Origin of the sequence: Streptomyces flaveolus (assembly GCF_000716535.1) — a bacterium.
GTDB lineage: Bacteria > Actinomycetota > Actinomycetes > Streptomycetales > Streptomycetaceae > Streptomyces > Streptomyces flaveolus_A.
The window spans coordinates 298,697-316,780 of record NZ_JNWV01000016.1 but is presented as its reverse complement, the minus strand read 5'-3'; the positions used below and the strand labels follow the sequence as shown (position 1 = coordinate 316,780).

The following is an 18,084-nucleotide window of genomic DNA, read 5'->3' as shown; positions in this document are numbered from 1 at the left end:
CACCCTCTCGGGCTTTCCTCCGGGCGCTTCCCTTCGGTCTTGCGTTTCCGACTCTATCAGATCTTTTCTCGACCCGATTTCCTCGGTGCTTTCCAGGTTCCCGCTCTCGCGTTTCCCTTTCCGGCGGTTCCGACTCTATCAGATCCTTTCGGTGTCTGATCCCCGGTCAGCGGGGTTTGCCTTCCCGGCTGTTGGGCCGTTCCGACGAGTGAGACTTTAGCGGATTCCTCGCTCCCGAGCTAATCGGGGGCCGGCGCCCTTTCGAACGCGGATTCCTCATTTCGCAAATACGCGCGCCAAAGCAGTCGACGCGGAGAGCGTCGATCGATTGGGTGGTCTTGCGGAATGGCTGTCCGGGGACCGACCGGAGTCGGCGCTCACGTCGGACAACTCGGAGAACACTACGTATCGGCGCGGGCCGTGTCAACTCGCTGCCTCGGGGCGCTCCGGAGGCGTACTGTGGGGAGCGTGATGACGCGTACGTGTACCCAGCTCTGGTGGGCCGCCTGACGGCGGCCGTACTCACGTATGCACTCAACGGCCGCCGCTTCGGCGGCCGTTCTCGTATCTCCCTCCGGGTCTCGGGGGCCGGCCGCAGGGGCGGCGGTCCCGACCAGAAGGTGGAGTGGAGATGACTCGGGTCTTCAGCGGGATTCAGCCGACCGGGCACCTGACCCTGGGCAACTACCTGGGGGCCATGCGGCGCTGGGCCGAGGTGGACCAGCATCGGGCGGACTCGCTGTTCTGTGTGGTGGATCTGCACGCGCTGACCATGGACCACGATCCGGCGCGCGTACGCAGGCTCAGTCGGCAGACGGCGACCCTGTTGCTGGCGGCCGGGCTCGACCCCGAGGTGTGCACGGTGTTCCTGCAGAGCCATGTCGACGAGCACACGCGGCTGTCGTACCTGCTGGAGTGCGTGGCGACAGACGGTGAGATGCGGCGGATGATCCAGTACAAGGAGAAGGCCGCGAAGGAGCGGGAGCGCGGGGGGAGCGTGCGGCTGTCCCTGCTGACGTATCCGGTCCTGATGGCGGCGGACATCCTGGCGTACGGCACGGACGAGGTGCCGGTCGGCGAGGACCAGGCGCAGCACGTGGAGCTGACCCGGGATCTGGCGGTGCGGTTCAACCAGCGGTACGGGCAGGCGTTCGTGGTGCCGAGGGCGACCCTTCCGCAGGTGGGGGCGCGGGTGATGAACCTCCAGGACCCGACGAGGAAGATGGGGAAGTCGGACGACTCGGGGGCGGGCGTCGTCTATCTGCTGGACGAGCCGGACGTGGTGCGCAAGAAGGTGCTGCGGGCGGTCACGGACAGCGGACGGGACGTCGTCTACGACCGGGCCGGGCGGCCGGGCCTCGCGAATCTGCTGGATGTTCTCGCCGCGTGCACGGGCGGGAACCCAGAGTCACTGGCGGACGTTTACGACTCGTACGGCTCTTTGAAGAAGGACACCGCGGAGGCGGTGGTGGAGGTGCTGCGGCCGTTGCAGGCCAGGCACCGGGAGCTGTGCGCCGATCCGGCGTATGTGGAGGGGGTGCTGCGGGATGGTGCGGAGAAGGCGCGGGCGTTGGCTCGGCCGACGGTCGATACCGCCTACAGGGCGATCGGGCTGCTGCCGCCCGTGGCGGAGCCTTCGCTGAGCGCTGCACGTTAGGCGGGCGGCGTCTGGGGGCGGCGGTCCGCCCGGGCCGGTCTGCGGGCGGGGTGGGCCGCCGCCCGCGGTCGGCGTGGGGGGTCGTTCAGTCCTTCTTGCCGGTGGCGAGTTCGCGGCTGCGGTCGCGGGCGGCTTCGAGGGCGGCGATGAGGGCGGCTCGTACGCCGTGGTTCTCCAGTTCGCGGATGGCGTTGATGGTGGTGCCGGCCGGGGAGGTGACGTTCTCCCGGAGCTTGACGGGGTGTTCGCCGCTGTCGCGGAGCATCACGGCGGCGCCGATCGCGGACTGGACGATGAGGTCGTGGGCCTTGTCGCGCGGGAGACCGAGCAGGATGCCGGCGTCGGTCATGGCTTCGACCAGGTAGAAGAAGTACGCCGGGCCGGAGCCGGAGAGCGCGGTGCAGGCGTCCTGCTGGCTCTCGGGGACGCGGAGGGTCTTGCCGACGCCACCGAAGATCTCCTCGGCGTGCGCGAGGTGCTGTTCGGTGGCGTGGCTGCCGGCGGAGATGACCGACATGGCCTCGTCGACGAGGGCGGGGGTGTTGGTCATGACACGGACGACGGGGGTGCCCGCGGCCAGGCGCTCCTCGAAGAAGGAGGTGGGGATACCGGCGGCTCCGCTGATGACCAGGCGGTCGGCGGGGACGTGCGGGGCGAGTTCGTCCAGGAGGGTGCCCATGTCCTGCGGCTTGACCGTGAGGATCAGGGTGTCGGCGGTCTTGGCGGCCTCGGTGTTGGTGACCGGGGTGACTCCGTAGCGGGTGCGGAGTTCTTCGGCGCGTTCGGGGCGGCGGGCGGTGACCAGGAGGTCGTCGGGGGCCCAGCCGGCCCGGATCATTCCGCTGAGCAGGGCTTCGCCGATCTTGCCGGTGCCGAGGACTGCGACTTTCTGGCTCATGCGGTTCAGTCTGGCACCGGGGTGGGGTGCGCGGGTGGGTTGTCCGGTGGGCGGAACGTCGGCCGGTGGGGGCCTCGGTCACGCCGTTCGCCGTCGGAGCGTCGCCGCGCCCAAACCCAGTACGAGCAGCGCGCAGCCGGCCACGATCAGGACGTCGCGGACGAAGGTCGCCGTCATGTCGGTGTGGTGGAGGACCTGGTTCATGCCGTCGACGGCGTACGACATCGGCAGGACGTCGGAGACGGCCTCGAGGACGGGGTGCATGTGGGAGCGGGGCGTGAACAGACCGCAGAGGAGGAGCTGGGGGAAGATCACCGCGGGCATGAACTGGACCGCCTGGAATTCCGAGGCCGCGAAGGCCGAGACGAAGAGACCGAGGGCCGTGCCGAGCAATGCGTCGAGGAGAGCGACGAGGAGGAGCAGCCAGGGGGAGCCGGTGACGTCGAGGCCGAGGAGCCAGACCGCGAGTCCGGTGGCGAGGGCGGACTGGACGATGGCGATGGCGCCGAAGGCGAGGGCGTAGCCGGCGATGAGGTCGGCCTTGCCGAGCGGCATGGCGAGGAGGCGTTCGAGGGTGCCGGAGGTGCGTTCCCGCAGGGTGGCGATGGAGGTGACCAGGAACATCGTGATCAGCGGGAAGATGCCGAGCAGTGAGGCGCCGATGTTGTCGAAGGTGCGCGGGCTGGCGTCGAAGACGTAGCGCAGCAGGATCAGCATCAGGCAGGGGATGAGGACCATCAGCGCGATGGTGCGCGGGTCGTGGCGCAGTTGGCGCAGGACCCGGGCCGCGGTGGCGGTGGTGCGGGAGGCGTCGAAGGCGCTGGTGCGTGTGGCGGGGGCCGCCGGGGTCGTCGTACTCACCGTGGTCAGGGGGCTCGGGCTCATCGGGTGCTCTCTTTCGTGCGGCCCGCGGCGGCCTCGTCGACCAGACGCAGGAAGGCGGCCTCGACGGTGTCGGTGCCGGTACGGGTGCGCAGGGCCTCGGGGGTGTCGGCGGCGAGGATCTCGCCCTCGCGCATGAGGAGGAGGCGGTGGCAGCGCTCGGCCTCGTCCATGACGTGGGAGGAGACGAGGAGGGTGGTGCCGCGGGCGGCGAGGTCGTGGAAGAGGTTCCACAAGTCCCTGCGGAGGACGGGGTCGAGGCCGACGGTCGGTTCGTCCAGGACCAGGAGTTCGGGGGTGCCGAGGAGGGCGACGGCGAGGGAGACGCGGCCCCGCTGGCCGCCGGAGAGGTTGCCGGCGAGGGCGTCGGCGTGGCTGGTGAGGTCGACGTCGGCGATGGCCTGGGTGACGTGCTGGTGGCGGCGGTCCGCGGCGGCGCGGCCGGGGTCGAGGATCGCGGCGAAGTACTCGAGGTTCTGACGGACGGTGAGGTCGTCGTAGACGGAGGGGGCTTGGGTGACGTAGCCGATGCGGCTGCGCAGGGTGGGATGGCCGGCCGGGTGGCCGAGGACGTCGAGGGTGCCGGTGACCTTGGCCTGGGTGCCGACGATCGAGCGCATGAGGGTGGATTTGCCGCAGCCGGAGGGGCCGAGCAGGCCGGTGATCCGGCCGCGGGGGACGGCGAAGCGGAGGTGGCGCAGGACCGTGCGGGGGCCGCGGGTGACGGTGAGCCCGTCGGCGTGGACCGCGGGGGCCGAGGCGGCGGGGGGTGAGGGGTCCGGTTCGTTATTCATCACATGATGAATAATTGGGCTGGAGAGGTCGGGACGTCAAGGGGCGAGGCGAAAACGGTGGGAGCGGTGCAGGGCGCGGGAGGGGCGGGATGCGGGGTCAGGGCTTGCGGGCCACGAGGAGGCGGACGTCGTAGGTCTCCTCTACCGTGCCGTCCGGGAAGGCCTTCAGGAGGTGGGCGCGCTCCTCGTCGAGGAAGGCGGTCCTGCGCTCCGCGGGGGTGACGAGGAAGGCCGAGTGGCTGTCGATGTTGGCGAGGTGGGTGTCGACCGGGACGCAGCGGCTCCAGCGGACCGTGCGGCGGGCGAAGTCCAGACGTCCGCTGGGGTCGGCCAGCTCGACGCGGTCACCGGCCTTGCGCGCCTCGGCGGCGACGTCGACGCCCAGGAAACGGCCGACGCGGCGGGCGGCGTCGGCGACCCACTCGACGTCCAGCGCCTCGGTGTTCCACCACAGCGCCAGCGCACCGCCCGGACGCAGCACGCGCAGCGCCTCCGGCACCGAGTGCGCCGGGTCGGTCCAGTGCCAGGCCTGGGCGTAGGTGATGAGGTCGGCGTGGGAGTCGGTGACGGGGAGGGCGTTGCCGTTGCCCCGGACGAGCGGGACGTGCGGGAGCGCGCGGCGGAACTCGGCGGCCATGCCCGCGCCGGGCTCGACGGCGAGGACGTCGGCGCCGCGGGCGTGCAGGAGGGCGGTGGCGATGCCGGTGCCCGCGCCGACGTCCACCGTCCTGGCGCCCCGGAGAGGGCGGCCGGCCAGTTCCTCGACGGCGTCGAAGAGGGCGGGCGGGTAGGAGGGGCGGTTCGCGGCGTACTGGGCGGCGGCGGAGTTGAAGGACGCGGCGCGGGCGGCGTGGAAGGCGTGCGGGTCGGCGGGCGACGAATGAGTGGCAGTCATGGGGTCCTGTCTACGGCATCGCCCCGCGCCTGCCGTACCCCTTATCGGTTCCGCCGTTCCGTTTCCGCCGTTCCGCGTTCCACGTCGCGGCTCCGCCGTTGCGGTTCCGCCGTCTGCCGTTCTACCGGCGGCGCTTCTTCTTCGACGGGTTGCCGGTGCGGCGGGTGGTGCGGCGTGCGTAGGCCTCGCGGGCCTCCTCGTACTCCTCGCGGTGCAGCTTCTCGCCCGGTGCCTCGGTGAGGGAGCGGAAGAAGTAGGCGAGGAGGGTGCCGACGAAGCCGATGGCGAGCAGGCCGCGCAGGGAGGCCTGGCGCTGCGGGTCGTGGCGCTTGCCGAAGCCGTCCCAGGTGTTGCGGAAGGCGAGCGCGCTGCAGATCGCGAACATGGCGACGACCAGCACGGTCACGAAGGAGCCGGTTTCGGCGATCTGGATGCCCTCATAGGCGAGGCGCAGCACCAGACAGGAGACGACGGCGGCGGCGAGGGAGCCGACGGCGACGCCGGCGCGGCGGGCCGCGTAGCCGTTGTCGTGGTGCACCCAGGAGGTGCCGAAGAAGCGCAGGGGCTCGGGGCGGGGGCCACCACCCTGAGGCGGCGCGCCGTCGCCCTGGGCCGCGCGGCCGGCGGAGCCCGCCGAGGTGTCCGGGGTGCCGGTTTCGTCGCTCACAGCACGATTATGACGCCGTCGGCGGACGGGCTTCGGGCGGGGTCTTGGCCGGGCGCCCGCCGGCCGGGATGCGGTGCCGGCTGGGTGAGGATTCCGCGTCGGCGGCCCCGGCTCCGCTGAAGCCTGGCCGTGCGGTCCCACGCCGCCGAAGCGTGGCCCCCACGGCTCCGGCCCCGCCGCGGCACGACCCCGGCGACCCCCACCCCGCCGGGGCATGACCCCGACGGGATGGGACGGCTCCCGGTGCCGGCCGTGCCAGGTGCAGGCTCCGGCCAGTGCCGGCCGAACCCAGAGAGCCCAGCACGTCCCGGCCGGCCCCGGCGCCCGCCGGACGGTGTCAGCCGCAGCGTGGGGCGATGTAGCCGTCGGTGCCCGTCTGGACGTAGGCGTCCGAGACGTACTCACCGCTGTCGATGAGGTCCCAGATGTTCGTGGTGCCGTAGGTGCCCGACACCGTCGTGCCGGGTGTCTGGCAGTAGATCGGTACCCGGACGCCCTCCGGCAGGACGCGGACCAGGTTGTACTGGGTGCCCGGGCCGCTGCGGACGTTCAGCCGGACGCCGGGCGCGACGGCGTAGGTGCGGACGGCTGCCGCCGCCTCCGTCACCACCTTCTCGGCACCACCGGTGCCGTCGACGCCGTTCTCGGTGGCCTCGGCCTCTTGTGCGCGGTCGACTGACATGAAAATGGACCTCCCCCGTTGTTCTCTCGCAACTCGGCGCGAAACGCAGGTGCGCGACTCGCACGCAGACGCTAGCAAGCCGCCTCTGTCTCGTACGAGTCATCGACTAGGCTCCGTGCGTCGCGCGCGCGGACGAACAGCACGGGGGTGGTCCATGGCGCCACAGCGCAACACCGGAGCGGGCGCGGAAGCGGAACTTCCGGAGTACGCCGGGCACTACCGGCTGGAGTCCTGCCTGGGCTCCGGCGGCATGGGGGTCGTACACCTCGCCCGCAGTACCTCCGGGATGCGGCTCGCGGTGAAGGTCGTACACGCCGAGTTCGCGAAGGATTCCGAGTTCAGGGGCCGTTTCCGGCAGGAGGTGGCCGCCGCGCGGAGGGTCAGCGGGGCCTTCACGGCGCCCGTCGTGGACGCCGATCCCGAGGCCGAACGCCCGTGGATGGCCACCCTGTTCATCCCCGGACCGACCCTCTCCGAGCATGTGAAGCGGAAGGGCCCCATGCCCGCGGAGCAGCTGCGCCGGCTGATGGCCGGGCTCGCGGAGGCGCTGCGGGACATCCATCGGGTCGGGGTCGTGCACCGGGATCTCAAGCCCAGCAACGTGCTGCTCGCCGAGGACGGGCCGAAAGTCATCGACTTCGGCATCTCCCGGCCCAAGGACAGTGAACTGCGCACCGAGACCGGAAAGTTGATCGGCACTCCGCCGTTCATGGCGCCCGAGCAGTTCCGGCGGCCCCGTGAGGTCGGCCCGGCCGCGGACATCTTCGCGCTCGGTTCGGTCATGGTGCACGCGGCCACCGGGCGCGGGCCGTTCGACTCCGACAGCCCGTACGTCGTCGCCTACCAGGTGGTCCACGACGAGCCCGACCTGATCGGCGTACCGGAAGGGCTCGCACCGCTGGTCCGCCGGTGCCTCGCCAAGGAGCCCGCGGACCGGCCCACGCCGGACGAGCTGATGCGGGAACTGCGCTCGGTGGCGGCCTCGTACGACACCCAGGCGTTCATACCGGCGCAGCGGACGGGTGAAGAGCGAGGGGCGAGCGAGGACCGGGCTCCGGCGGAAGCCGGGGAGGAGGCAGGGGGCGCTCCGGCGGGGGCAGGTCGTTCCGGGGGTGCCGGCCGGCGCACGCTCCGCCGCCTGGGGCGTCGGCGGGCGGTGGCGTTGGGGGCCGGTGGTCTCGGGCTGGCGCTGCTCAGTGCGCTCGTCTCCGTGTGGGCGTCCGGAGGAAACGATCAGGCGCGCAAGAGGGAGAGCGAGCCGACCCTGACGTCGGCTTCCGCCGGCACGTGGACGGCCCGGCCGGCGGTCGGCGGCGAGGGCATGCCGCAGTGCGTGTACGGGGCCGGGGAGGTGTTCTGCGCGCGGCCGGGTGTCGTCTTCGCGCTCTCCGCGGGCGACGGCGGGCTGCTGTGGCGACGCTCGGTCGACACCCGGTCCACGAGCGGGCCCCCCGCCCTCTCCGGCGGACTGGTCCAGCCGTACACGGACGGCGGCTCACGGCTCGCGGGGCTGGATCCGGCCACGGGCAGGCAGGTGTGGCAGCGGCGGCTGCCGGCCGGGACGACCGTGCGGTACGCCGGTGACACGGCCCTGCTCACCAGCGCCGACGGCACGGTCACCGGTGTGGACGGCGCGAACGGCGCCACCCGCTGGCACAGCACGGTGCCCGGTCAGGGCGTGCCGTCCCTCGACGCGTTCCCCGGCGCGTCGACGGCCTTCGCGACGCGTACGGCCGCCGACGGGACGAGCACCCAGGTGACCGCCGTGGACCCGGGCACGGGCCAGGTGCGGTGGGACGTACGGCTCGGCGGCTGGCTCAAGCCGTTCGCGGCGCAGGACGGTTCGGTGTTCTTCCTGGCCGTGGACAACGCGTACGGCGCCAAGGAGATCGTCCGCTACACCCCCGGTACGGGCGCGATCCGGCGCGTCGCGCTGCCCGCCGTCCTCGACGGCGCGCACGCGACCGTGCGCGGGAACGTCGTGTACGTGCTGGCCACCGGCGGTTCCCTGGACGCCGTGGACATGGCGTCGGGGCGGTCGGGCAGGCACCTGTGGCACCTGGAGACGTCGGTGAGCCGCGGTTCGGCACCCGTCGTGCGCGGCGGGCGGGTGTACCTCACCGCGAGCGACGGCCGGCTGCTCGCCGTCGACGCCGGGAACGGCAGGCTGGTCGGGCAGACGCCGGCGCGGCTGGGCGCGAACTCGGCGGAGGTCATGAGCACCCCGCCGGCGCCGGTGCCGGTCGGCGGCCGCGTCCTCGCAGCGGCGCCCGACGGCACGGTCTTCGCCGTGGACGGCGGGAAACCGTCGGCCTGGTGACCCCGGACGCGGTGCGAGGCCGGCGCCGCGGGGGCGGCGAACGCCCTGGTCAGGCTGGAGAAGGCCAGGCCTCCGGTGAGACCGGAGAAGGCCCCCCCGTGAGCCTGTAGACGGCCAACGCCCCCGTGGTACGGCGAAGGACCGCCCCCTACCGGGAGCGGCCCTTCCTGACGATGTTCAGCCCAGGCGGGACACGTCGCGCACCGCGCCCTTGTCCGCGCTGGTGGCCATCGCCGCGTAGGCACGGAGGGCGGCGGAGACCTTGCGTTCGCGGTTCTTCGGGGCGTAGACGCCGTTCAGGGCCTGCTCGCGACGGGCCAGCTCGGCCTCGTCGACCAGCAGCTCGATCGTGCGGGCCGGGATGTCGATGCGGATGCGGTCGCCGTCCTGGACCAGGGCGATCGTGCCGCCGGAGGCCGCCTCGGGCGAGGCGTGGCCGATGGAGAGGCCCGAGGTGCCGCCGGAGAAGCGGCCGTCGGTGATCAGGGCGCAGGTCTTGCCGAGGCCGCGGCCCTTCAGGTACGAGGTCGGGTACAGCATCTCCTGCATGCCGGGGCCGCCCTTGGGGCCCTCGTAGCGGATGACGACGACGTCGCCGTCCTTGACCTCCTGGGTGAGGATGCGCTGGACGGCCTCCTCCTGGGACTCGCAGACGACCGCCGGGCCCTCGAAGGTCCAGATCGACTCGTCGACGCCGGCCGTCTTGACCACGCAGCCGTCGACGGCGAGGTTGCCGCGCAGGACCGCGAGGCCGCCGTCCTTGGAGTACGCGTGCTCGACGGAGCGGATGCAGCCGTTCTCGGCGTCGTCGTCCAGCGCCTCCCAGCGCTCGGACTGGGAGAAGGCCTCGGCGGAGCGGACGCAGCCGGGCGCCGCGTGCCACAGCTCCACGGCCTCCGGGGAGGGGGAGCCGCCGCGGACGTCCCAGGTCTTCAGCCAGTCGGACAGGGACGGGCTGTGGACGGCGTGGACGTCCTCGTTGAGCAGGCCGGCGCGGTGCAGTTCGCCGAGGAGGGCGGGGATGCCGCCGGCGCGGTGCACGTCCTCCATGTAGTAGGTGCGGTTCTTGGCGACGTTGGGGGCCACCTTGGCCAGGCAGGGCACGCGGCGCGAGACGGCGTCGATCTGGTCCAGGCCGAACGGGACGCCCGCCTCCTGGGCGGCGGCCAGCAGGTGCAGGATCGTGTTGGTGGAGCCGCCCATCGCGATGTCCAGGGCCATGGCGTTCTCGAAGGCCTGGAAGGTGGCGATGTTGCGGGGCAGGACGGTGTCGTCGTCCTGCTCGTAGTAGCGGCGGGTGAGGTCCATGACCGTGCGGGCCGCGTCGACGTAGAGCTGCTTGCGCGCGGTGTGGGTGGCGAGGACCGAGCCGTTGCCGGGCAGGGAGAGGCCGATGGCCTCGGTGAGGCAGTTCATCGAGTTGGCGGTGAACATGCCGGAACAGCTGCCGCAGGTCGGGCAGGCGTTCTCCTCGATGCGGAGGATGTCCTCGTCGGAGATCTTGTCGTTGACGGCGTCGGAGATCGCGTCGACCAGGTCGAGCGTGCGGACCGTGCCGTCCACGAGGGTGGCGCGGCCGGACTCCATGGGGCCGCCGGAGACGAAGACCGTCGGGATGTTCAGGCGCAGGGCGGCCAGCAGCATGCCCGGGGTGATCTTGTCGCAGTTGGAGATGCAGACCAGGGCGTCGGCGCAGTGGGCCTCGACCATGTACTCGACCGAGTCCGCGATCAGGTCGCGGGAGGGCAGGGAGTACAGCATGCCGCCGTGGCCCATGGCGATGCCGTCGTCGACCGCGATCGTGTTGAACTCGCGCGGGATGCCGCCCGCCTCCTTGATCGCCTCGCTGACGATCCGGCCGACCGGCTGGAGGTGGGTGTGGCCCGGCACGAACTCGGTGAAGGAGTTCGCGACGGCGATGATCGGCTTTCGGCCGATGTCCGCACCGGGTACACCGGAGGCGCGCATAAGGGCGCGGGCGCCCGCCATGTTGCGGCCGTGGGTGACTGTGCGGGACCTCAGCTCGGGCATCGTCGCTCGCTCCTTCAGACGGATCTGGCTTTATCGAGCGTACGCCGGTCATCCAGGTGGCGGGACGAGGTGTCCGAATCGCGGGACGCGCGTTTCACGGAGCCGTCAGATGCCCCTGTACGACGGGGGCGACCCGGGCGATGATCCGCTCCAGGTCCGCCGACGCCAGCGGCTCCACCTTGATCACGTACCGGAGCATGGCACAGCCCACGATCTGGGCGGCCGCCAGCTCGGCGCGCAGCTCGGCGTCCGGCAGCTCCAGCTGGGCGGCGATGCGGCGCAGCAGCTGGGTGGCGATCAGGCGGCGGAAGACGGCGGCGGCCGTGTCGTTGTTGACGGCGGAGCGCACGATCGCGAGCAGCGGGGTGCGGGTGGTGGGGTTCTCCCAGATGCCGAAGATGAACCGGGTCAGCCGCTCGCCGACGGCGTCCGGGGGGCCCTCGGCGACCGCCTCCGGCGCGTTCAGCGCGGGGGCGAAGGCGACTTCGATGGCCGCTTCGAAGACCTGCTCCTTGGTGCCGAAGTAGTGGTGGACGAGCGCCGAGTCGACGCCGGCGGCCTTGGCGATGCCGCGTACGGACGTCTTCTCGTACCCACGTGCGGAGAACTCCTCGCGGGCGGCGGCGAGGATACGGTCCCGGGTGCCGGCCGACTCGCCACGCGGGGGCCGGCCCCGGCGCCGGGCGGGGGGCTCGGGCGCGGTGTCGTTCGCGGGCGGGGTGGCGGTCATCGGCGGGTCACCCGCACGGCGGCCGCGGTCAGGTGCTTGCGCGTGTACTCCAGGGCCTCGGCGAGGTCGGCCTCGCGCTCGGCGCCGGACATCGCCCGCCGGGTGTTGACCTCGATCACGACATGGCCGTCGAAGCCGGTGCGCACCAGGCGCTCCAGCAGCTCGGCGCAGGGCTGGGTGCCCCGGCCGGGCACCAGGTGCTCGTCCTTGGCGGAGCCCCGGCCGTCGGCGAGGTGGACGTGCCCGAGCCGGTCCCCCATGCGGTCGATCATGCCGAGGGCGTCGGTGCGGGCCGTCGCCGTGTGGCTGAGGTCGATCGTGAAGTGCCGGTAGTCGTCGTTGGTGACGTCCCAGTCGGGGGCGTAGGCGAGCATCTCGCGGTCGCGGTAGCGCCAGGGGTACATGTTCTCGACGGCGAACCGTACGTCCGTCTCGTTCGCCATCCGCCAGATCCCGTCGACGAACTCCCGGGCGTACTGCCGCTGCCAGCGGAAGGGCGGGTGGACGACGACGGTGGAGGCGTCCAGCTTCTCCGCCGCCGCCCTGGCCCGCTGGAGCTTGACCCAGGGGTCGGTGGACCAGACCCGCTGGGTGATCAGCAGGCACGGGGCGTGGACGGCGAGGATCGGGATGCCGTGGTAGTCCGACAGGCGACGCAGCGCCTCGATGTCCTGGCTGACCGGGTCGGTCCACACCATGACCTCGACGCCGTCGTAACCGAGGCGCGCGGCGATCTCGAAGGCCGTCGCCGTCGACTCGGGGTAGACGGAGGCGGTCGAGAGCGCGATGCGCACGTCCACGTCCCTTGGTTCAGCCACGTCCGTCACCATACGGCGCCGAGGGGCTCGGGTGTTGGGTGCCTATTCGCCGTTGTGAGGTTTGCCATTTGCGCGGCTGCGGGTGCGTGGTCGCTTCCCGCGCGGTTCCCCGCGCCCCCTCGGGGCGCTCACGCGGAACCCATGTGGTCGAGGCGCCGGAGGATGACGCCCTCCCTCAGGGCCCAGGGGCAGATCTCCAGTTTCTCCACCCCGAAGAGATCCATCGCGCCTTCGGCGACCAGGGCGCCGGCGAGGAGCTGGCCGGCCCTGCCCTCCGAGACGCCGGGCAGTTCGGCGCGCTGTTCCACCGTCATGCCGGACAGGCGCGGCACCCAGGCCTCCAGGGACTCGCGCTTGAGTTCGCGCTGGACGTAGGGGCCCTCGGCACTGCGGGCGGCGCCGGCGATGCGGGCGAGCTGTTTGAAGGTCTTGGAGGTGGCGACCACGTGGTCGGGGGCGCCGAAGCGGCTGAATTCGCCGACCGTGCGGGCGATCTCCGTGCGGACGTGGCGGCGCAGGGCGCGGACGTCCTCGGGGGCGGGCGGATCGCCGGGCAGCCAGCCGGCGGTGAGGCGGCCGGCGCCGAGCGGGAGGGAGACGGCCGCGTCCGGTTCCTCGTCTATGCCGAAGGCGATCTCCAGGGAGCCGCCGCCGATGTCCAGGACCAGCAGCCTCCCGGCGGACCAGCCGAACCAGCGGCGTACGGCGAGGAAGGTGAGCCGGGCCTCCTCCGCTCCGGTGAGGACCTGGAGTCGTACGCCGGTCTCGTCGGCCACGCGTTGGAGGACGTCGTCGGCGTTGGTGGCCTCGCGGACGGCGGAGGTCGCGAACGGCAGCAGGTCCTCGACGCCCTTGTCCTCGGCGGCCTGGAGCGCGTCCCGTACGACGGCGATCAGTTGGTCGATGCCTTCGTCGCCGATGGCACCGCTGTCGTCGAGGAGCTGGGCGAGCCGGAGTTCGGCCTTGTGCGAATGCGCGGGCAGCGGGCACGCGCCGGGGTGGGCGTCCACCACCAGCAGATGCACCGTGTTCGAACCCACGTCCAGGACACCGAGTCTCATGTACGGAACGCTACTGCCCCAACGTCCGTCCTCGGTCCCCGATGCGGCGCCGGGCCACTTACCCTGGACGCGTGCCAAAGACGAAAAAGGCGAAGGCCGACAAGGCGGACAAAAGTCATAAGGCCGCCAAAACCTCCCTGGAGGCGAAGATGGGCGACGAGAAGGGGCTCGACTTCGCCCGCGCCTGGGTGGAGTTTCCCGATCCGGCGGACGACGAGCAGGTCTTCCGCTGCGATCTGACATGGCTGACCTCTCGCTGGAACTGCATCTTCGGCAGTGGCTGCCAGGGCATTCAGGCGGGCCGTGCGGACGACGGGTGCTGCACGCTGGGGGCGCACTTCTCCGACGAGGACGACGAGAAGCGGGTCGCCGGGCACGTGGCGCGGCTCACGCCGGAGATCTGGCAGCACCATGACGAGGGCACGCGGAACGGGTGGGTCTCCGAGGACGAGGAGGGTTCCCGGCAGACGCGGCCGTTCCAGGGGTCGTGCATCTTCCAGAACCGGCCGGGGTTCGCGGGCGGGGCCGGCTGCTCGCTGCACATCCTGGCGCTGAAGGAGGGTCGGGAGCCGCTGGAGACCAAGCCGGACGTGTGCTGGCAGCTGCCGATCCGGCGGACGTACGACTGGATCGACCGGCCGGACGACACGCGGGTGCTTCAGGTGTCCATCGGGGAGTACGACCGCCGGGGCTGGGGTCCGGGCGGGCACGACCTGCACTGGTGGTGCACCTCGGCGACGTCGGCGCACGGCGCGGGCGAGCCGGTGTACGTCTCCTACCGGGCCGAGCTGACCGAGCTGATGGGCAAGGCGGGGTACGACCGTCTGGTCGAGCTGTGCGAAGCGCGGCTGGCGTCGCAGTTGCCCCTGCTGGCGCCCCACCCGGCCGACCCGGAAGCCCAGTGACGGCCTTTTCCACCCGCCCACCCGGCTCGCTCGGCTGAAATGCCCTTGTCCCGGCCCCTCCTAGCTGTCCGTAGGGGCCGGCGTCTCGGTGTCGGTCGGGGTGGGGGTCGGGGTCGGGGAGTCCGAGGGGGGCGGGGTCGTCGGGGTCGGTGTGGGGTCCGTCGGCGGTGGGGACTGCGTGGCGGGGGGCTCGGTGGGCGGTGTGCTCGGCGGAGGCGACGGGGGTGTGGGCGAGGCGGGGGGCGGGGTCGGGCGGCTCGGTGCCGTGCCGTAGCCGTCGATCGAGACGACCGCGCCCGCCGGTGCCACCGCCACCCGCGCGTGCCAGTGGCCGGACGGCTCGCGCAGGTGGTCCACGTACACCTTGACCGTCAACGTCCGACCGGGTTCCAGGGTTCCCGAGGACTGGCTGAAGTAGAGCCAGCCGGCCGACGTGGACACCGACCAGCGGACCTCTGACGCGCCGGACGCCGTGAGGGTGATCAGGGTCGTGTCGCCGTCGTTGGCGGCGCTGACGTCGAGCTGACCCGCGCCCTTCCCGCCCATGCCGCCGACGCTGACGACCTCGACCGAGACGTCCGCCTTGCCGTTCCTGCCCATGCGGACGCCCGGCTTCACGCTGGCGTTCCCCGCGTTCTCGTAGCCGCCGGACGTGTCGCCACCGAGCGCCTCGGGACCCTGCGCCTCCCGCGCGGTCGCCGCGCGCCCGTCGTCGTCCCCGGCCGGCCCGCCCCGGTAGGCGGCCCAGAGGGCGAGGACCGGCGCGGCGACCACCGTGGCCACCACCGTCGTCGTGACCGCCCGCGCGCGGATGCGGTCGCGGCGGGCCGCGCGGTCCTTGGGGTCCATCGGGAAGCCGCGCCGGTCGAAGCGGGGTACGGCCGCGCCCCGCGCGCGTGGGTGGCGTGCCAGGGCCGCGCGCGGAGCCTCCAGGACGGGCAGCTCGGCGGGGGTGACCGTGGCGCCGGGCCAGTGACCGGGGACCGCGCGCTCGGCGGTGCGGCGGCAGCGCGGGCAGTCGTCGACGTGCCGGACCAGCTCGCGGCGCAGTGCCGTGCTGAGGACCAGCCGGTTGTCGCCGGTGAGGTGGGCCACGCTCGGGCAGCCGCCCGTCTCGACCACGGCCAGGGCCGCGCGCGTGCGCTCGACCTCGCAGGCGGCGGAGGCGAGCAGTTCCCGCGCGGCGGCGGGCTCCATGCCGAGGACGGCGGCGACCTCGTCGGTGGCGAGGTGGTGCCGGACGGCGAGTTCCAGGGCCTCGCGCTGCTCGGGCGTGGTGCCGGCGGCCTCCGGCCAGGCCAGCAGCGCCAGTTCTCGGCGCCGCTGCTCCTGGATGTCCGGGGGGAGGGCTGACGCGGGCGGCTCTTTGCCGGTGCGCCCGGGAGCCCGGGAACTCCCGGCGGCGGAGGGCCACTGTGCCCCGGCGGGGGGCCCGCCGGAGCCGGATCCGGCGGCTCGGTAGAACCCGTGGGCCCAGGACGTTCCGGCCTCCCCCGAGGTGCCGGGGGTTCCGTCGGCCCGAGAGGTCCCGGCGTCCCCCGACGCGCCCGCGGTCCCGGCGGCCCCCGCAGCCCGGTCCGCCCCGGCGCCCGCCCCGCCCGTACCCGCGGGCCTCCCCCTCCCGGCACCGTCGGACTTCCTCCCGCCGCCCCCGTCCGCCCCCTTCCCGGCGCCCCCCGCCCCGCCACGCCCCGCCGCATGCGTGGCCTGACGTTTCTGCTTGGCCTCGGCCAGCTTGCGGAGGCAGGCCCAGCGGGCCAGCGCGTACAGCCAGGCCCTGAGGTCGCCGGGGGCCCCGGGGGCGCGGTGACCGCGCCGTTCCGCCAGGGCGAGGACCTCGCCGAGGGCGGCGGTGGCCGTGTCGTGGTCGCACAGGACGGACAGGCAGTAGGTGAACAGGCCGTCCAGGTACGGCTCGTAGCGCGCCGGCGTGCGCTGGGCGACGGTGCGCGCGGCGGCGCGGTCGCGCGCCTCCTTCTCCTCACGGTTCTCGCGCGCTTCGCGTCGTGCGTCACGGGCCTCACGTGCCCCGCGATGCGCCCGGTGCGCGCCTGTCGTGCGGGTGGTCGTCTCCGGACTGCTCCTCATCACCCGTGCGACCGTAGGCGGCGCCGGAGTGCCCCTTCTGGAACCTTGAGCTCTTTTAATCCGTACGGGTGAAACGATCCCTCATAAGGGGACAGGAACCCTTTATTCCGCGGCTGGATCCCGGTGGGCGGTGGCCGAGAAGGGTTCACCCACACGTGCTCCCCGCTTCTCCACGCCCGACCGCCGGTCCCGTTGTCAGTGCCCCGGGCTACGGTTTCCGCATGGCTGCCCGTACCAAGACAACCAAGGACCGCCCGTCCTACCGCTGCACCGAGTGCGGCTGGCAGACGGCCAAGTGGCTCGGCCGCTGCCCGGAGTGCCAGGCCTGGGGCACGGTCGAGGAGTACGGCGCGCCCGCGGTCCGGACCACCACGCCGGGCCGGGTGACCTCCTCCGCGCTGCCCATCGGCCAGGTCGACGGCCGGCAGGCCACCGCCCGCTCGACCGGCGTGCCCGAGCTGGACCGGGTGCTCGGCGGCGGCCTCGTGCCGGGCGCGGTCGTCCTGCTCGCGGGCGAGCCCGGCGTCGGCAAGTCCACCCTGCTGCTGGACGTGGCCGCCAAGGCGGCCGGCTCCGAGCACCGCACCCTCTATGTGACCGGCGAGGAGTCGGCGAGCCAGGTGCGGCTGCGCGCCGACCGCATCGGCGCGCTCCACGACGACCTCTATCTGGCCGCCGAGACCGACCTGTCCGCCGTCCTCGGCCACCTGGACGAGGTCAAGCCGTCCCTGCTGATCCTCGACTCGGTGCAGACGGTGGCCTCCCCGGAGATCGAGGGCGCGCCCGGCGGCATGGCGCAGGTCCGCGAGGTGGCGGGCGCGCTGATCCGGGCCTCCAAGGAGCGGGGCATGTCCACGCTGCTCGTGGGCCACGTCACGAAGGACGGCGCCATCGCCGGGCCCCGCCTGCTGGAGCACCTGGTGGACGTCGTCCTGCACTTCGAGGGCGACCGGCACGCGCGCCTGCGTCTGGTGCGCGGCGTGAAGAACCGCTACGGCGCGACGGACGAGGTCGGCTGCTTCGAGCTGCACGACGAGGGCATCACGGGCCTCGCCGACCCCAGCGGCCTGTTCCTGACCCGCCGGGCCGAGCCGGTCCCGGGGACCTGCCTGACCGTCACCCTGGAGGGCCGCCGTCCGCTGGTGGCCGAGGTGCAGGCGCTGACCGTCGACTCCCAGATCCCCTCCCCGCGCCGTACGACGTCCGGCCTGGAGACCTCCCGTGTGTCGATGATGCTGGCCGTCCTGGAGCAGCGCGGCCGGATCAGCGCGCTCGGCAAGCGGGACATCTACTCGGCGACGGTCGGCGGCGTGAAGCTGTCGGAGCCGGCCGCCGACCTCGCCATCGCGCTCGCCCTGGCCTCCGCCGCCAGCGACACCCCGCTGCCGAAGAACCTGGTGGCGATCGGCGAGGTGGGGCTCGCGGGCGAGGTCAGACGGGTCACGGGCGTGCAGCGCAGGCTCGCCGAGGCGCACCGGCTGGGCTTCACGCACGCGCTCGTACCGACCGATCCGGGGAAGGTGCCGCCCGGCATGAAGGTCCTGGAAGTCGCCGACATGGGCGACGCGCTCCGGGTCCTGCCGCGCTCCCGTCGCCGAGAGGCCCCACGGGAGGCGGAGGAGCGCCGGTAGACTTTGCCCAGGTCTCGCCCGTCCG

At 72.8% G+C, this 18,084-nt stretch carries 15 protein-coding genes; 4 read left to right on the top strand and 11 right to left on the bottom strand.

Features of this window, described 5'->3' with window-relative positions; all coding sequences use genetic code 11:
- The first annotated feature begins 631 nt into the window (after positions 1–631).
- The gene (trpS, locus tag OO52_RS19130) at positions 632–1,657 is read left to right on the top strand and encodes a tryptophan--tRNA ligase (RefSeq protein WP_030658944.1); all 1,026 of its coding nucleotides are present in this window, start codon (positions 632–634) and stop codon (positions 1,655–1,657) included.
- 85 nt (positions 1,658–1,742) lie between these two features.
- Here trpS and proC read toward each other — a convergent pair whose 3' ends face one another.
- The 6 genes from proC to OO52_RS19100 form a co-directional block, all read right to left on the bottom strand.
- Positions 1,743–2,555 carry a pyrroline-5-carboxylate reductase gene (gene proC, locus OO52_RS19125; RefSeq protein ID WP_030658942.1) on the bottom strand — a complete coding sequence of 271 codons (813 nt, stop codon included), beginning with the start codon at positions 2,553–2,555 and terminating at the stop codon, positions 1,743–1,745.
- Between the two features lie 78 nt (positions 2,556–2,633).
- Complete coding sequence (locus OO52_RS19120) at positions 2,634–3,440, bottom strand: ABC transporter permease (protein WP_030658940.1); 807 nt, start codon at positions 3,438–3,440, stop codon at positions 2,634–2,636.
- Entirely contained in the window at positions 3,437–4,231 is a 795-nt protein-coding gene (locus OO52_RS19115) for an ABC transporter ATP-binding protein (RefSeq protein WP_199820068.1), read from the bottom strand. The genes OO52_RS19120 and OO52_RS19115 overlap by 4 nt, the downstream gene beginning before the upstream one ends.
- 97 nt (positions 4,232–4,328) lie before the next feature.
- Positions 4,329–5,126 (bottom strand): class I SAM-dependent methyltransferase, encoded by a 798-nt coding sequence (locus OO52_RS19110; protein WP_030658936.1) that lies wholly within the window; start codon positions 5,124–5,126, stop codon positions 4,329–4,331.
- Positions 5,127–5,247: 121 nt separating this feature from the next.
- Positions 5,248–5,793, bottom strand: coding sequence for a hypothetical protein (locus OO52_RS19105; RefSeq protein ID WP_030658934.1), 546 nt, complete (start codon positions 5,791–5,793; stop codon positions 5,248–5,250).
- Between the two features lie 337 nt (positions 5,794–6,130).
- Complete coding sequence (locus OO52_RS19100; RefSeq protein WP_030658933.1) at positions 6,131–6,475, bottom strand: SH3 domain-containing protein; 345 nt, start codon at positions 6,473–6,475, stop codon at positions 6,131–6,133.
- A 154-nt stretch (positions 6,476–6,629) separates the two neighbouring features.
- On the opposite strand from OO52_RS19100, the gene OO52_RS19095 reads away from it, so the two are divergent.
- Positions 6,630–8,795 carry a serine/threonine-protein kinase gene (locus tag OO52_RS19095; RefSeq protein ID WP_030658932.1) on the top strand — a complete coding sequence of 722 codons (2,166 nt, stop codon included), beginning with the start codon at positions 6,630–6,632 and terminating at the stop codon, positions 8,793–8,795.
- A 177-nt stretch (positions 8,796–8,972) separates the two neighbouring features.
- Here OO52_RS19095 and ilvD read toward each other — a convergent pair whose 3' ends face one another.
- From ilvD to OO52_RS19075, 4 genes are all read right to left on the bottom strand, one after another.
- Entirely contained in the window at positions 8,973–10,826 is a 1,854-nt protein-coding gene (ilvD, locus tag OO52_RS19090; protein WP_030658931.1) for a dihydroxy-acid dehydratase, read from the bottom strand.
- A gap of 94 nt (positions 10,827–10,920) precedes the next feature.
- Positions 10,921–11,556 (bottom strand): TetR/AcrR family transcriptional regulator, encoded by a 636-nt coding sequence (locus OO52_RS19085; RefSeq protein ID WP_030658930.1) that lies wholly within the window; start codon positions 11,554–11,556, stop codon positions 10,921–10,923.
- Positions 11,553–12,374 (bottom strand): sugar phosphate isomerase/epimerase family protein, encoded by an 822-nt coding sequence (locus OO52_RS19080; RefSeq protein WP_030658929.1) that lies wholly within the window; start codon positions 12,372–12,374, stop codon positions 11,553–11,555. Before OO52_RS19080 ends, OO52_RS19085 begins: the two co-directional genes overlap by 4 nt.
- Before the next feature lie 128 nt (positions 12,375–12,502).
- On the bottom strand, positions 12,503–13,435 hold the full coding sequence (locus OO52_RS19075; RefSeq protein ID WP_030658928.1) for a Ppx/GppA phosphatase family protein: 933 nt from the start codon (positions 13,433–13,435) through the stop codon (positions 12,503–12,505).
- A gap of 71 nt (positions 13,436–13,506) precedes the next feature.
- On the opposite strand from OO52_RS19075, the gene OO52_RS19070 reads away from it, so the two are divergent.
- Positions 13,507–14,340, top strand: coding sequence for a hypothetical protein (locus tag OO52_RS19070; protein WP_030658925.1), 834 nt, complete (start codon positions 13,507–13,509; stop codon positions 14,338–14,340).
- A 60-nt stretch (positions 14,341–14,400) separates the two neighbouring features.
- On the opposite strand, the gene OO52_RS52090 is transcribed toward OO52_RS19070, so the two are convergent.
- Positions 14,401–16,431, bottom strand: a complete 2,031-nt coding sequence (locus OO52_RS52090) for a BACON domain-containing protein (protein ID WP_245240318.1) — start codon at positions 16,429–16,431, stop codon at positions 14,401–14,403.
- Positions 16,432–16,649: 218 nt separating this feature from the next.
- On the opposite strand from OO52_RS52090, the gene radA reads away from it, so the two are divergent.
- On the top strand, positions 16,650–18,059 hold the full coding sequence (gene radA, locus OO52_RS19060) for a DNA repair protein RadA (RefSeq protein WP_030651576.1): 1,410 nt from the start codon (positions 16,650–16,652) through the stop codon (positions 18,057–18,059).
- Positions 18,060–18,084: the final 25 nt, after the last annotated feature.